Origin of the sequence: Rhizobium lentis, assembly GCF_014200175.1 — a bacterium.
GTDB lineage: Bacteria > Pseudomonadota > Alphaproteobacteria > Rhizobiales > Rhizobiaceae > Rhizobium > Rhizobium mulingense.
In genome coordinates this window covers 289598-302993 of sequence record NZ_JACHBD010000002.1, presented here as the reverse complement: position 1 = coordinate 302993, position 13396 = coordinate 289598, and the positions used below count along the sequence as shown (strand labels likewise).

Annotated in this window: 16 protein-coding genes; 8 read left to right on the top strand and 8 right to left on the bottom strand. The window is 62.9% G+C overall.

Features of this window, described 5'->3' with window-relative positions:
• Positions 1-102 precede the first annotated feature (102 nt).
• On the top strand, positions 103-660 hold the full coding sequence (locus GGI60_RS07155; RefSeq protein ID WP_183914373.1) for a dihydrofolate reductase family protein: 558 nt from the start codon (positions 103-105) through the stop codon (positions 658-660).
• Between the two features lie 142 nt (positions 661-802).
• Positions 803-1384, top strand: coding sequence for a transglycosylase SLT domain-containing protein (locus tag GGI60_RS07150; RefSeq protein ID WP_183839645.1), 582 nt, complete (start codon positions 803-805; stop codon positions 1382-1384).
• Positions 1385-1620: 236 nt separating this feature from the next.
• On the opposite strand, the gene pdeM is transcribed toward GGI60_RS07150, so the two are convergent.
• Genes pdeM through GGI60_RS07135 form a run of 3 tightly spaced genes read right to left on the bottom strand, consistent with a single transcriptional unit; the run spans position 1621 to position 5562 of the window.
• Positions 1621-2346 (bottom strand): ligase-associated DNA damage response endonuclease PdeM, encoded by a 726-nt coding sequence (gene pdeM, locus GGI60_RS07145; RefSeq protein WP_183914677.1) that lies wholly within the window; start codon positions 2344-2346, stop codon positions 1621-1623.
• Between the two features lie 24 nt (positions 2347-2370).
• On the bottom strand, positions 2371-4881 hold the full coding sequence (locus GGI60_RS07140) for a ligase-associated DNA damage response DEXH box helicase (RefSeq protein WP_183914371.1): 2511 nt from the start codon (positions 4879-4881) through the stop codon (positions 2371-2373).
• A 48-nt stretch (positions 4882-4929) separates the two neighbouring features.
• A complete protein-coding gene (locus tag GGI60_RS07135) occupies positions 4930-5562 on the bottom strand; it encodes a YitT family protein (RefSeq protein WP_183914369.1) in 633 nt (210 codons plus the stop codon).
• A 132-nt stretch (positions 5563-5694) separates the two neighbouring features.
• Here GGI60_RS07135 and GGI60_RS07130 point away from each other — a divergent pair, with 132 nt between their 5' ends.
• Complete coding sequence (locus tag GGI60_RS07130; RefSeq protein WP_183914367.1) at positions 5695-6195, top strand: Rrf2 family transcriptional regulator; 501 nt, start codon at positions 5695-5697, stop codon at positions 6193-6195.
• Between the two features lie 21 nt (positions 6196-6216).
• Positions 6217-6678, top strand: a complete 462-nt coding sequence (locus GGI60_RS07125) for a carboxymuconolactone decarboxylase family protein (protein WP_183914365.1) — start codon at positions 6217-6219, stop codon at positions 6676-6678.
• Between the two features lie 347 nt (positions 6679-7025).
• Here the strand turns inward: GGI60_RS07125 and GGI60_RS32440 are convergent, their stop codons facing one another.
• The 3 genes from GGI60_RS32440 to GGI60_RS07115 form a co-directional block, all read right to left on the bottom strand.
• Positions 7026-7160, bottom strand: coding sequence for a hypothetical protein (locus GGI60_RS32440; protein WP_281414012.1), 135 nt, complete (start codon positions 7158-7160; stop codon positions 7026-7028).
• A 131-nt stretch (positions 7161-7291) separates the two neighbouring features.
• Positions 7292-7927, bottom strand: a complete 636-nt coding sequence (locus tag GGI60_RS07120; protein WP_183914363.1) for a YitT family protein — start codon at positions 7925-7927, stop codon at positions 7292-7294.
• A gap of 209 nt (positions 7928-8136) precedes the next feature.
• Entirely contained in the window at positions 8137-9069 is a 933-nt protein-coding gene (locus tag GGI60_RS07115; RefSeq protein WP_183914361.1) for a class I SAM-dependent methyltransferase, read from the bottom strand.
• 194 nt (positions 9070-9263) lie between these two features.
• Between GGI60_RS07115 and GGI60_RS07110 the strand changes: the two genes are divergently transcribed.
• The 3 genes from GGI60_RS07110 to GGI60_RS07100 are packed head-to-tail and all read left to right on the top strand — an operon-like array spanning position 9264 to position 11402.
• On the top strand, positions 9264-9530 hold the full coding sequence (locus GGI60_RS07110; RefSeq protein ID WP_004675818.1) for a DUF6460 domain-containing protein: 267 nt from the start codon (positions 9264-9266) through the stop codon (positions 9528-9530).
• A 1-nt stretch (position 9531) separates the two neighbouring features.
• Positions 9532-10050 (top strand): CAP domain-containing protein, encoded by a 519-nt coding sequence (locus GGI60_RS07105; RefSeq protein WP_183914359.1) that lies wholly within the window; start codon positions 9532-9534, stop codon positions 10048-10050.
• An 8-nt stretch (positions 10051-10058) separates the two neighbouring features.
• The gene (locus tag GGI60_RS07100; protein ID WP_183914357.1) at positions 10059-11402 is read left to right on the top strand and encodes an MATE family efflux transporter; all 1344 of its coding nucleotides are present in this window, start codon (positions 10059-10061) and stop codon (positions 11400-11402) included.
• On the opposite strand, the gene GGI60_RS07095 is transcribed toward GGI60_RS07100, so the two are convergent.
• Complete coding sequence (locus tag GGI60_RS07095; RefSeq protein ID WP_183914355.1) at positions 11378-12466, bottom strand: quinone-dependent dihydroorotate dehydrogenase; 1089 nt, start codon at positions 12464-12466, stop codon at positions 11378-11380. The genes GGI60_RS07100 and GGI60_RS07095 overlap by 25 nt on opposite strands.
• Positions 12463-12816: a DUF952 domain-containing protein gene (locus GGI60_RS07090; protein WP_183914354.1), complete on the bottom strand. Its 354-nt coding sequence runs from the start codon at positions 12814-12816 to the stop codon at positions 12463-12465. The genes GGI60_RS07095 and GGI60_RS07090 overlap by 4 nt, the downstream gene beginning before the upstream one ends.
• A 118-nt stretch (positions 12817-12934) precedes the next feature.
• Between GGI60_RS07090 and GGI60_RS07085 the strand changes: the two genes are divergently transcribed.
• Positions 12935-13333 (top strand): hypothetical protein, encoded by a 399-nt coding sequence (locus tag GGI60_RS07085; protein ID WP_183914353.1) that lies wholly within the window; start codon positions 12935-12937, stop codon positions 13331-13333.
• Positions 13334-13396 lie beyond the last annotated feature (63 nt).

The window sequence follows — 13396 nt, the reverse complement described above, 5'->3', positions numbered from 1 at the left end:
CTCCTGTAAAAAACCGCTTGCATTTTGCTATCAGACGCTTAAGTTTCAAACCAGTTTTTCTATGCAACTGGTTTAACTGCGACAATTGAGAAGGAGGATGTCATGAGAAAGCTTATCGTCTGGAACTTGATGACGCTCGACGGGTATTTCGAAGGCACGAAGCCGTGGGATATCGACTTCCACAATCTTGCTTGGGGACCCGAGCTGCAGCGCTATGCCGAGCGGTTCGGCGAAGAAGGCGATCTCCTGGTTTTCGGCCGCAAGACCTATGAGGGCATGGCCTCCTACTGGCCGACCGCCGAAGGCGAAGACAAGATCAAAGCCTATATGAACGGCATCGCCAAGATCGCCGTGTCGCGGACGATGACCGAGCCCGGCTGGAACAATGCCCGCGTCGTCAGCGATCCAATCCCCGAATTGACGCGGCTGAAGCAAGAGAACGGCAAGACGATCTTCATCTTTGGCAGCGCCGAGCTTGCCGACAGCCTGCTGAAAGCTGGCCTTATCGATGAAATCAGGGTCTGCGTGGTGCCTGTCATCCTCGGCGGCGGCAATCCGCTGTTCAAGCCGGCCGAAGCCCTGGTGCCGTTGAAGCTCATTGAATCTTCGACGACGGAAAGCGGGGCGATGATCCTGCGCTATGAGCCGGTCAAGGTGTAGCGGGCTTTAGGCTACGGCTGTCCGGTTCTTGGGTGGCTCGGCGCTCTAGGCGCCAGCCCTTTCGAAAAAGCTTCGTATTCGACTAAAAACCGGTTCTTAACATTTACGAGTTAGTAATCTCTCTGAAACGAGAGGTTCTGTTATGCGTACTCGTATCGTTCTGACCGCCGTGGGTCTGGCGCTGCTTGCCGGCTGCGCGACGGCGCCGAAGCAGACGAGAAACATCTGCGCCGTCTTCGACCAGCGCGAGGGGCTTTTTTCCAGCTGGCAGAGGGCGGCCGAACGGACGGAAAAGAAATACGGCGTGCCCGTGCCGATCCTGATGGCGACGATGTACACCGAATCCGGCTTCCAGCCCTATGCGCGGCCACCGCGCACCAAGCTCTTCGGCTTCATTCCCTGGACCCGGCCATCGACCGCCTACGGCTATTCGCAGGCGCTCGACGGAACGTGGGATCACTATCAGTCGCAGACCGGGAACTGGGCGGCGCGGCGGACGAACTTCACCGACGCGATCGATTTCATCGGCTGGTATCACTATCAAAACAGCGTGGAGACCGGCATTCCGCTGAACGACGCCTATAATCTCTATCTCGCCTATTATTCCGGTCCCACGGGATATAAGCGCGGCGACTGGCGCTCGAACGGGCAATTGCAGCAGACGGCGCAGAAGTTCGCGCGGATGGCCGGGACCTATCAGCAGCAGTTGCAGGGGTGTGATTGAGCAAGGGTGTGATTTAAGGGCGTGCGGTGGCCGCCCCCTCTGCCCTGCCGGGAATCTCCCCACAGGTGGGGAGATTGGCTGGGCGCACTGGCTTCCCCAAACATCTGGCGCCACAGACCGGCGAAACACTAGAGAAACGCGGAGGTTTAGCCACTTGTGATCTCCCCACCTGTTGGGGGAGATGGCCGGCAGGCCAGAGGGGGCTGGCACGGCACGCCCTATCCGAATAGCAATCGCTACCCCCTCAAATTCCCATACCTGACCGAATAGATCCGGTCCCGCCCCAACAGATGCGCCACCAGCGCCGCCCTGTCGAACAGGCCCTTCATCGCCTGATGGCCGAGATCCAAGCCGCCGCTCATGACGCCGAAGGCGGGCATCAGCAGGCGGGCGCCGTCTGTGGCAAAACACGGGCGGCGGACGGATCTGTCGCGGCGGCGCACGGTCGCGGAGGGGTGCAGGTGGCCGGCGATTTCGCCGCTCTGCAGGCCGCCTTTCGGCTCGTGGCGGAAGGTCAGGCCGGCATAGTGCATCTCGTCGGTGCAAGCGCCGGGCAGATCGACGACGCCGTCGGGGTCGTGATTGCCGTTGATCCAGATCCATTCGCGGCCCCGCGACATGCCGACAATCAACGCACGGAAATTTTCCGGCAGATGCGCGGAGCCGACGCGGTCGTGGAAGTTGTCGCCGAGCGAGACGACGAGCTTCGGATCATAGCGCGAGATGACGGCGGCCAGCACGGTCAGGGTCGCTAGCGTATCATAGGGCGGCAGCATCATGCCGCGGCGGGCGAAGGCCGCTCCCTTTTCCAGATGCAGGTCGGAGACGACAAGCAGGCCGGCATCGGGCAGATAGAGGGCGCCGAGCGGATCGCAGACGGCGGCAATGCCATGGATCGACGTCTCGATGCCCGGCACCGCGGCCAATCCGGATATGTCGCGCGCGAGCGCCAGGCGGTTCATCACGGTCGTATTCCCAAACAGATCTCAGGCCATCGCTTCGGCGATCAAGTCGTCCGCTGCTTCGGCGAGCAATGCGTCGTGGGCCTCGCCCGGTACCGCTTCGCGTCCGATTTCCAGCATCACCGGCACGGCGAGCGGGGAAATATGGTCGAGCGGGCGATGCGTGATGTGGCCCCTGATTCGCATCAGCATATCGCCAAGTCGGCTTATATCCAAAAGTCCTGTCGCCGCATCCTGCCGCGTCGCCTGCAAGAGGATGTGATCCGGCTCGTGGCTGCGCAGCACGTCATAGATCAGATCGGCGGAGACGGTGATCTGGCGGCCGCTCTTTTCCTTGCCGGGGTGGCGGCGCTCGATCAAGCCTGCAATCACGGCGCAATTGCGGAAGGTGCGCTTCAACAGGAAGGATTCGTTGAGCCAGGCTTCGAGATCGTCACCCAGCATGTCCGCGTCAAAGAGGTCGGAGAGGCTGAGCCGGCCGTTGCCGATCATCAGGCCCATATCCTCCAGCCCCCAGATGGCGAGCGAATAATCGGTGGCGACGAAGCCGAGAGGCTTGGCGCCCGCCCGGTCCAGCCGGCGCGTCAGCAGCATGCCGAGCGTCTGATGGGCGAGCCGGCCCTCGAAAGGATAGGCGACCATATAGCCGCGGCTGCCGCGCGGGAAGGTTTCGATCAGGAACTCGTCGCGCTTCGGCAGCATCGACTTGTCCGTCTGCAACGACAGCCAGTCGCGCACCTGATCCGGCAGATGGCGCCAGCAGTCGGGGTCGGCGATCATCGCCCGCACCTGTTCGGCGAGATAGGTCGACAGCGGAAACTTGCCGCCGGCATAGGAGGGGATCTTCGCGTCGAGCGAGAAGGCCTGCGAGGCCAGGCACTCGTTTTCGCGGATGCCTTCGAAGCGCAGCACCTTGCCGGAGAAGATGAAGGTATCTCCGGGCGACAATTGCTCGAGGAAATATTCCTCGACCTTGCCCAGCGTGGCGCCGCCGCGGCCGATCCGGCCGCCCTCGCCGCGCTTGACCATGCGGATGTTCAGCATCGGGCTTTCGACGATGGTGCCGAGGTTAAGGCGATATTGCTGGGCGACGGCAGGATTGGAGACCCGCCAGCGTCCCTCCTTGGTCTTGCGGATGCGGGCGTAACGCTCGTAGGTCCTCAGCGCATAACCGCCGGTCGCGACGAAATCGACGACCCGTTCGAAGTTTTCCCAGGTGAGATCTGCATAGGGCGAGGCGCTGGTGATCTCGTCATAGAGTTCCAGCATGTCGAAGGGTTCGGCGCAGGCCATGCCGAGCACGTGCTGGGCGAGCACGTCGAGCGCGCCGCGGCCGACCGGCGGGGTGTCCTGAGCGCCGAGATAGTTGGCGTCGAGCGCGGCCTGGCACTCCATGACCTCGAAACGGTTGGCCGGCACGAGGATCGCCTTCGAGGGCTCGTCCATACGATGATTGGCGCGACCGATGCGCTGGGCAAGACGCGAGGCGCCCTTCGGCGCGCCGACATGGATGACGAGATCGACATCGCCCCAGTCGATGCCGAGATCGAGCGTCGAAGTGGCGACGACGGCGCGCAGCCGGTTTTCGGCCATCGCTGCCTCGACCTTGCGGCGCTGGGCGACATCGAGCGAGCCGTGATGGAGGGCAATCGGCAGATTGTCGTCATTGATCGTCCAGAGTTCCTGGAAGAGCATTTCGGCCTGGCTGCGGGTGTTGACGAACAGCAGCGTCGTCTGATGGTTGAGGAGCTGCCGGTAGACATCGGGAATGGCATATTTGGCGGAATGGCCGGCCCAGGGAATGCGCTCCTCGGTGGACAAGATCGAAATGTCAGGCTTGGCGCCGCCTTCGACGACGACGAGGCCGGCGTGATGCTCCCTGCCCTCCTCCTGAGCGACCAGCCATTTCTGCAGATCCATCGGCTCGGCGACGGTCGCCGACAGGCCGATGGTCTTCAGGTCAGGGGCAATACGGCGCAGGCGGGCAAGGCCGAGCGACAGCATATGACCCCGCTTGGAGGTGACGAGCGAATGCAATTCGTCGAGCACCACATATTTCAGATCCTTGAAGAAGCGCTCGGCCTCGCGGTTGGCGAGAAGCAGGGCGACCTGTTCGGGCGTCGTCAGCAGAATATCCGGCGGATTGAGCTTCTGTCGCTGGCGCTTGGCGTTCGGCGTATCGCCGGTGCGGTTTTCGACGGTGACCGGCAGGCCCATTTCCGCGACCGGCTTCATCAGATTGCGCTCGATATCGATCGCCAGCGCCTTCAGCGGCGAGACATAGAGCGTGTGAATGCCGGTGAAAGCTGAGCCGGGCGGAATGCGGCCGCGGCGGGTGAGATCGGTGAGCGACGGCAGAAAACCAGCGAGCGTCTTGCCGGCGCCGGTGGGGGCGATCAGCAGCGTGCTTTCGCCGGCCTCGGCGCGGGCAAGCAATTCCAGCTGATGGGCGCGCGGGCGCCAGCCCTTTTCCGCAAACCAGCGGGTAAAGGCGGCAGGCAGCTGGGCGCGGGCTTCGGAATCGATCTGGTCCACATCCCGAAGGTAGTGAAAAACGGGCGAAAAAGAAGGGCGGCCGATCGCTCACATCGCGATATAGCGGTCCTTGCGATGATTGACGGCGAGAGTGAGATTGAGCACGACCGCGCCGAGCACCGAACAGGCGATGATGAAGGGGCTGGCGACGAGGAAGGAGAGCGCCAGGATGAGACAGTCGAAGCCGAGCTGGAAGAGACCGGCGCGCCAGCCGAGACGATCCTGGATATAGAGGGCGAGGATGCCGATGCCACCGAGGCTGGCGCGGTGGCGGAAGAGCGCCAGCATGCCGGCAGCGATGACGAGGCCTCCGAAGAGCGCCCCGGCGACCGGATGAACATGTGTCACGCCGATGAAGGCGGGCGCGAATTCGGACAGGATCGAGGTCAGGCCGATCGCAACAAACGTCTTGATGGTGAAGGCAGGACCCATGCGGCGGAAGGCAAGATAATAGAAGGGCAGGTTCACCGCAAAGAAGCAGAGGCCGAAGCTTATTCCGGTCGCATAATGGGCGAGGAAGGCGAGGCCCGCGGTGCCGCCGGCGAGCAGTCCGGCGCCGGAGAGCAGCGTGACGCCGAGCACGGCGAGCATGCTGCCGGCGACGATGCCCTGCGCGTCGTCGAACAGCGAGTGGCGGTCGGCGCTGGAATTCAGAAGGCCCGCGAAGGCGTTGGATGCCATGATGTTCCCCTGTCGGCTTTTCCCGTTTCTATCCACCGGCACAATAAAGGCAAGGGACAAGCAGCAAGGGCAGCTCTTGACAGAGGCGACAATCGTGGATATTTTTTATCCATGATTTAAGGGAGTGCCGGCATGAAGATGAGCGATGGCGTCGAACAGGCCATTCACAGCGTTGCGATGCTTTCCGGCCTCTCCGAAGGCGGCGTGCTTTCGGCCGCGGCACTGGCGGAATTCCACTGTGTGTCGACGAGCTATCTGTTGAAACATCTGCAGGCTCTGTCGGGCGCCGGCATCCTCGATACCGTGCCGGGCCCGCGGGGCGGATATAGACTGGCGAAGCCGCCGGAAGAGATTTCGCTGCTTGACATCCTGCTCGCCATCGAGGGGCCGGCGCCGGCTTTCCGTTGCGCCGAAATCCGCCAGCGCGGCCCGAACCCGGTCTCCGACCGCTTCTTCGCCAAGCCCTGCAACATCAGCGCGGCGATGCTCCGAGCCGAACGGGTTTATCGGGCCGAGCTCGCCAAGACCAGCATTGCCGATCTCGGCATCGAACTGAATGCCCTCGACGACGGATCGATCGCGGCTAGAGGCTGCGCGTTCCTCGAAATCCATGAACGCAAGACGGCTCGTTGAGCCCTATCAAAGGAGAAAGACATGCAACCGCGTTTCAACTTCGCCAAAGCCGCCCCCGATGCCTACAAGGCCGTCGCCGCGCTCGAGCAATATGTCCAGTCCTCCGGACTGGAACGCCGCTTCATTCACCTGATCAAACTGCGCGCCTCGCAGATCAACGGCTGCGCTTACTGCGTCGACATGCATGTGAAGGAGGCCCGCCACGACGGGCTTAGCGAACAATGGATCAACCTGATGTGCGTCTGGCGGGAATCGCCAGTCTATGACGCCCGCGAACGCGCCCTGCTCGGCTGGGTCGACGCCGTCACCAACATCGCCAAAACAGGCGCGCCGGATGCCGACTACGAAGCGCTGAAGGCGCATTTCTCCGAAGAGGAAATGACGAAGATCACGGTGGCGATCGGTGCGATAAATATCTGGAACCGGCTGGCGGTCGGCTTCCGCTCGCAGCATCCGCTCGATGCGGTGACAAAGGCGGCTTGAGGCCAGTACCAAGAGTTGAGACCGGTGCCTCAACCCGTTGAACCAGGAAGTGCGACGTCTCATTCGCTGCATCAACGGCGAGTTTGGCAAAACAGCCCCCCACTCTCCGTCATCCCAGGCCTTGAGCCTGGGATCCATGGCCCCGATGGTGTGGGGCGGCATGGATCCTCGGGTCAAGCCCGAGGATGACGGAGTGTGGGGTGATTTCTGGAGCAAGAACAGCGAGGAACCGGGGCGCGGCTGCGATTTTGACGTGGGCTTCTCAACTCAATCATCTGCCTTACGGGGCGCCCTTATGACGGCATCCTGACAACCGACCCGAAAGTCTCGGGCCGGTTGAATATCCGTTACTCGCGATTAGTCGTGGCCCGTGCGGCGACGGCGTCAAACCCATCGCCCGAGAGGTCGATGCTGTTGAGCAGATCGCGGACGACCTTCGCGATTTCCTCTGCGGAAGCGCCCTTGGCGTATTCTTCCTGCATGCGGCGTCTCACAAGTTTTTCCAAATCTGACATAACTCACCTCATCAAATCCGGCGCGGGGAGAAATGTCGCGCCGGGACCGGTTGGAGGCAAGTTACCTTTTGTTCAGAATGGGTTACGGATTTGTAATGTCAGAGGGCGATGTAGCGGTCGGCGCGGTGGTTGATGGCGACGAAGAGGTTGAGGACGAGGGCGCCGAGGACCGAATAGAAGACCACCGGCGGCGTGGTGACGAAAAAGGCGGCGGCCAGCACGCACAAGTCGATGCCAAGCTGGACGAGGCCGGCGCGGATGCCGAAGCGCTCCTGCAGGTAGACGCCGAGAATGCCCACGCCGCCGAGGCTGGCACGGTGGCGATAAAGCGCAAGCGCGCCGAAGCCGAGCAGCAGGCCGCCGAGAAGGGCCGCCCAGGCCGGATGGATGCTCGAAATGGAAAAGAGACGCGATTGCATATCTGACATCACCGAGGTCAGGCCGATGGCGATGAAGGTCTTCAGCGTGAAGGCCATGCCGAGACGCTTCCATGAGAGATAGAAGAACGGCAGGTTGAGCAGGAAGAAAGCAAGGCCGAAATTGACGCCGAAAGCGTAATGCAGAAGGAAGGCGACGCCGGCCGTGCTTCCGGTGAGAAGGCCAGCGCTGGCCAGCACGTAAAGGCCAAGTGCTGCGACGAGACTACCGGAGAATATGCCCTGCACGTCTTCGATGGGAGAGTGACGCGTCGCGCTCGTATTCCAGACGCCGAGGGCATTGATGAGCTGTGTCATGTCGCCAGTCTCCAACAGCAGACGTGTTCGTGAGCACATCCGGAGACATCCGGACGCGGTGGATTTTTGAATGTGAAATGAGCCGGAGCGCTCGGCGTCTTATCGCCCCGCTCTCTCGGATATCCCTGCAATATCAGGCTTTCCGGCGTCCGATCAAGCGAAATAGGTAAGCAATGCTGTCCTATTTGAAAATCGCAAGAAACATTCGCTCAGGCCGGCTTGCGCGTAAGGAACAGAATGCCGGCCACCGGTTTGCCGCCATCTTTGCGAATGACGGTCTTGACGATTTCGAGGATTTCGAAGCCGTGACGGGCAAGCAGCATCCTCACATAGGCTTCCGAATGGGCATAACGCAACGACGGCGCGAGATGGAAGCTCTCGCCCTCCCCCGCATCCTCGACGGAAAAGGCGAGATCGGCGCCTGATGCGGCGAGATCTTCGATGATGGCAAAGACGCTTTCGAGATTGCCCAGATACATCAGCACGTCGGCTGCCGTCACCAGGTCGGCGCGGCCGTGTGGCCCATCGGCAAAGAGGCCGGAAAGATCGGGCGCAAGCGACAGGTCGGCTTGGGCGAGGTGGTCGTAGATCGCTTTCTCGGCCGCCTTGGCCAGCATGTTCTGCGAGAGATCGAAACCTTCCAGGCGGTCGACGCGGCCATGGATTTCGGGGCCGAGCAGGCCGGTGCCGCAGCCGAGATCGACGGCGCATGCATAATGCCTGCCGGTGGCAGAAACGAGGGCTGCGAGCTTCTGCGGGACAGCGTAATCGAGTTTTTCGACGAGCGAGGTCTCGAAACGGTCGGCATAGTCGTCGAACAGGCGCTCGATATAGCGGCTCGGCGGCCGGTCGGGTGTGGCGCCGTCGCCAAGTAGGGCGAGCTTGAGGGCCGAACCGAAAATATCTTCGGGATCGAGCGCAAGCGTGCTGCGATAGGCTTCGGTCGCGGCTTCCGCCCTGCCCGCCTTTTCGCGATAGGTGGCGAGGCGATACCAGCCGGCAGCCCAGGCCGGTGCGAGTTCGAGCGCCTGCTCCATCAGCTCGGCGGCCGCCTCAGGCTCGCCGCCCTCTTCGAGCATCCTGGCATAATCGGCGCGGCGGTCGGCGATGACATCGCCGGAGGAAAGCTGGTGGGGCTGCATGAATAGACCTGTTGGCGCTTAAGCATGTCGTTAGCGCAATCGGCTGCACAGGTTGCGCGACATACGTCTGCCCGCATCTGGCGGCGGCCACAAAAAAACTCAAGTCCTATTTCACAGGCGAAGCGGCCAATCCCGGAAAGGGCTTGCGGGCGGCGCGCCGCGACCTTATTCCAAGGGCAAACAGGAGATGGCGCATGTCCGATCAGGTGAACAGGTTCCTCGGCGATTCGCTCGGCCGCACATTGATAAAACTCATCGTCGTGTCGCTGATCGTCGGTTTCGTCATGACCGTCTTCGGCCTGACGCCGTGGAATATCATCTATGGGTTCCGCGACTTCATCCTGGAAATCTGGCACCGCGGTTTTTCAGCGCTCGGGCGCGTCGGCGACTATCTCCTGCTCGGGGCGACGATCGTCATTCCGCTCTTCCTCATCCTTCGCCTTTTCAGCTATCACCGGTAACATGACCTCCATCGATCTTTCCCGCCGCGGCCTGCTGCGTCTTTCCGGACTGGCGTTCGCCGCCGGCATCGCCGGCTGCACCACCACGCCGCGCCTTGCCGGCCCCCCTTCCAATGGCGAGGACGAGACGGCGAGCGTATTGCCGCTCGTCAACCAGCTGCGGGCCAAGAACGGCCTGCCGCCGCTGTCCGCCGATCCGGCGGCAAGCACTGCCGCCCTCTTCCAGGCGAAACGCATGGCGAGCGCCGGCAAGATGGCGCATCTCATGGGGATGACCGACAGTTTCGGCGCCCGCGTCAAGGCGAGCGGCGTGCGGCTGCCGGCGGCAGAAAACATCGCCTCCGGGCAGCGGAGCGTCGATGAAGTGGTGACGGCCTGGATCAACTCGCCGCATCATCTGGAAAACATGCTGGGGCGCTATGACGGCCTCGGCGTCGCCGTCGCTCACAATTCATCTTCCAGGAACCTGCCCTATTGGGCCATGGTGCTATCCAGTCGAGGCGATTCCGCCTCGATATGAGGCTGGTCATGGATACGCGCAGCAACGACGCCTTCGCTTTCGACGTGACGCATCGGCTGGTGCTGTCGATCGCCATTCCGATGACGCTCGGCTTCCTGACGACGCCGCTGCTCGGGCTGACGAGCACCGCCGTCGCCGGTCATATGGGTGACCCGGAAGCGCTGGCGGGGCTCGCGATCGGTGCAATGCTCTTCGATCTCATCCTGGGCAGTTTCAATTTCCTGCGGGCATCGACGACAGGACTGACGGCGCAGGCGTATGGCCGGCGGGACCAGCACGAACAGCAGGCGGTCTTCTGGCGGGCATTGATCTCGGCGCTCGGCTGCGGGCTGGCACTGCTCTGTCTTTCGCCATTGCTCAAGGCGGCGGGTCTGCGGCTGATGGGCGCGGAAGGCGCGATCGCCGAGGCGACGGGCAACTATTTCTCCATCCGCATGCTGGCGGCGCCGGCAGCACTCGCCAATTACGCCATTCTCGGCTTCGTGCTCGGGCGCGGACAGGGCAGCGTCGGACTGCTGCTGCAGGCGCTGATCAACGGCATCAATATCCTGCTTTCCATCTATCTCGGCCTGTCGCTCGGCTGGGGCGTGGCGGGTGTCGCCTGGGCAACCATGGCCGGTGAGACGGCCGGCGCGCTCGCCGGGCTTTTTATCGTGCTCAGCGGCTTTGCCAGGGCGGAGCGGCCGGCGTGGTCGGAGATCTTTTCCCGGCATTGCCTGGCGGAGCTTTTCGCCCTCAACCGCGATATCCTGATCCGCACCTTCGTGCTGATCGGCGCCTTCGCGATCATGACGCGGATCGGCACCGGCTTCGGCGCGGTGACGCTTGCCGCCAATGCCGTGCTGATGAATTTCTTCCTGCTGTCAGGCTATTATCTCGACGGGCTTGCCAACGCCGCCGAGCAGATCACCGGCCGGGCCGTCGGCGCGCGCTATCGGCCGGCCTTCGACCGCGGGCTGAAGCTGACAACCTTCTGGTCCTTCGGATTGGCGGCGCTCGTTTCCACTTTCTTCCTGCTCGCCGGTCCCTGGCTGATCTCGGTGCTGACGACCTCGCCCGAGGTGCGGCAGGCGGCAGCGACCTATCTGCCCTGGGCGGCGGTAACGGGGCTCACCGGCGCGCTCGCCTTCCTGATGGACGGGGTCTTCATCGGCGCGACGTGGTCGGCCGACATGCGCAACCGGATGCTGATGTCTTTTGCCGGCTACCTCGCCATGCTAGCCGTCTTCGTGCCGCTCTTCGGCAATCACGGCCTGTGGCTGGCGATGAACGCCTTCCTGCTGTTCCGCGGCTTTTTCCTGGCGATGCTGGTCAGGCCGCGGGCCGATCAGACCTTCCGCGCCGCCCAGTAATCGACCCTGCTGTCGCGCAGCTCGCGGATCGAGCCAGCCTTTTCCCGGTCGAGCAGCTCGGAGAGACCGCGAACGATATTGCCGGGCAGGCCGGGGCCTTCATAGACCATGCAGGAATAGAGCTGGACGAGATCGGCACCCGCCCTGATCTTTTCCAGCGCCGTTTCCGCCGAGGAGACGCCGCCGACGCCGATGATCGGCAGCGCGGCGCCGACGCGCTTGCGCATCCTGGCAAGCACGGCGGTCGACTTTTCGAACAGCGGCACGCCGGAGAGACCGCCCGTCTCCTTCGCCTGGCGCTGATCTTTCAGGCCCTCGCGCGACAGCGTGGTGTTGGAGACGATCAGCCCATCCAGCGGATGCGCGAGCGCCTCGGCGGCGATATCGTCCATGCCCTCCTCGGTCAGATCGGGGGCGATCTTCAGAAAGACCGGGATCTTCCGGCCGGATCTCTCCGCCAGTTCATCGCGCGCCGCCAGCACGGCCGACAGCAGCGCCGCAAGGCTTTCGCGCGCCTGCAGGTCTCGCAGGCCGGGCGTATTCGGTGAGGAGATGTTGGCGGTGAAATAGCGCGCGACCGAATAGAAACGGCGGATGCCGGCGACATAATCCGCGATGCGGTCCTCGCTGTCCTTGTTGGCGCCGATATTGACGCCGACAATGCCTTTGCCCGTCAGCACCGAGAGCCGCTCGAAAGCAGCCTCATGGCCTTCATTGTTGAAACCGAGGCGATTGATGACGGCTTCATCCTCGACCAGGCGGAAGATGCGCGGACGCGGATTGCCGGATTGCGGCTTCGGCGTCACCGTGCCGATCTCGGTAAAGCCGAAGCCGAGCCTCAGCAGCGCCTCCGGCACCTCGGCATTCTTGTCGTAGCCTGCCGCCATGCCGAGCGGATTTTCGAAGGTAAGGCCGGCGACGGTCTGGCGAAGGCGCGGATCGGGAGTGATCTGGCAGGCGGGCACCAGGCCGGATTTCAGCGCCGCGATCGACATGCCGTGCGCCGTTTCCGGATCGAACAGGAAGAGGCCCTTGCGGGCGAGACGCTTGAAGGGATCGATCATGGCTGCAACTCCGGGAAAATGTGGGCGCCGGTCTCGTCGAGCGGCAGCCGCACCTCCCAGAGCACGGCCGCAAGCGGCAGGTCGGCGTAGAGATGCGGGAAGAGATCGCCGCCGCGCGAGGGTTCGAAGATCAGCTTGTCACCGAAGCCGCCGCCATCAACGGCAACCAGCATCAGGCCGGGCTGGCCGGCAAAATGCAGGGCGGCGGTCTGCTTGACCTGGTCAGCCGTCGAAAAATGGATGAAGCCGTCCTTGAGATCGATGCCGGCGCCATGAAAAACACCGCTTTGTCGGGCTTGCTGCCAGAGCGTTTCCGTCACGATCTTGTAAAGGGTCGGTGTCAGGGTCATCATGGCCTCGCGATTGCTGGTCCTCGATCACCAGCGCTTTGCCGGAAAGAGGCGGCAATGTCCACGCCCCGGCGGTCAAAAACAGGACCCGCCCAGGCAAAATCCGGAGGATGAGACGATGAAGATTTTGGTTCTCACACTTGGCGCTGTTCTCCTGCCGCTGGCAGCTGTCGCGGCCGAGGCCGATGCGGGCCGCTTTCAGCTGGAACGGAGCGGCGATCATTTCGTCCGGCTCGACCGCCAGACCGGCGCCATGTCGATCTGCCAGGACAAGGACGGCGCTCTCGTCTGCCGCATGGCCGCCGACGAGCGGGCGGCCTATGAGGACGAACTCGACCGGCTTGCGGAGCGGGTGACCAAGCTGGAACAGGAAGGCCTCGTCCAGCGGGCGCTGCCGAGCGACGCCGAGATCGACCGCTCGATCAGCATCATGGAAAAGATGATGAAGAGTTTCATGGGGATGGTGAAGGAGTTCCAGGCCGAGGAAAAGGCCAATCCCCTTCCGCAGAAGACCTGATCTGATATAGTCATATCAGCAGGCAGGCATGGAGCGCAGTGGGGACGGCGCCGCATGCGCATG

Bases quoted from the DNA above. Each gene is read 5' to 3' on its own strand.
- GGI60_RS07155 (WP_183914373.1), top strand. From the start codon at position 103: ATGAGAAAGCTTATCGTCTGGAACTTGATGACGCTCGACGGGTATTTC.
- GGI60_RS07150 (WP_183839645.1), top strand. From the start codon at position 803: ATGCGTACTCGTATCGTTCTGACCGCCGTGGGTCTGGCGCTGCTTGCC.
- pdeM (WP_183914677.1), bottom strand. From the start codon at position 2,346: ATGAACCGCCTGGCGCTCGCGCGCGACATATCCGGATTGGCCGCGGTG.
- GGI60_RS07135 (WP_183914369.1), bottom strand. From the start codon at position 5,562: ATGGCATCCAACGCCTTCGCGGGCCTTCTGAATTCCAGCGCCGACCGC.
- GGI60_RS07130 (WP_183914367.1), top strand. From the start codon at position 5,695: ATGAAGATGAGCGATGGCGTCGAACAGGCCATTCACAGCGTTGCGATG.
- GGI60_RS07125 (WP_183914365.1), top strand. From the start codon at position 6,217: ATGCAACCGCGTTTCAACTTCGCCAAAGCCGCCCCCGATGCCTACAAG.
- GGI60_RS32440 (WP_281414012.1), bottom strand. From the start codon at position 7,160: ATGCAGGAAGAATACGCCAAGGGCGCTTCCGCAGAGGAAATCGCGAAG.
- GGI60_RS07120 (WP_183914363.1), bottom strand. From the start codon at position 7,927: ATGACACAGCTCATCAATGCCCTCGGCGTCTGGAATACGAGCGCGACG.
- GGI60_RS07115 (WP_183914361.1), bottom strand. From the start codon at position 9,069: ATGCAGCCCCACCAGCTTTCCTCCGGCGATGTCATCGCCGACCGCCGC.
- GGI60_RS07110 (WP_004675818.1), top strand. From the start codon at position 9,264: ATGTCCGATCAGGTGAACAGGTTCCTCGGCGATTCGCTCGGCCGCACA.
- GGI60_RS07105 (WP_183914359.1), top strand. From the start codon at position 9,532: ATGACCTCCATCGATCTTTCCCGCCGCGGCCTGCTGCGTCTTTCCGGA.
- GGI60_RS07100 (WP_183914357.1), top strand. From the start codon at position 10,059: ATGGATACGCGCAGCAACGACGCCTTCGCTTTCGACGTGACGCATCGG.
- GGI60_RS07095 (WP_183914355.1), bottom strand. From the start codon at position 12,466: ATGATCGATCCCTTCAAGCGTCTCGCCCGCAAGGGCCTCTTCCTGTTC.
- GGI60_RS07090 (WP_183914354.1), bottom strand. From the start codon at position 12,816: ATGACCCTGACACCGACCCTTTACAAGATCGTGACGGAAACGCTCTGG.
- GGI60_RS07085 (WP_183914353.1), top strand. From the start codon at position 12,935: ATGAAGATTTTGGTTCTCACACTTGGCGCTGTTCTCCTGCCGCTGGCA.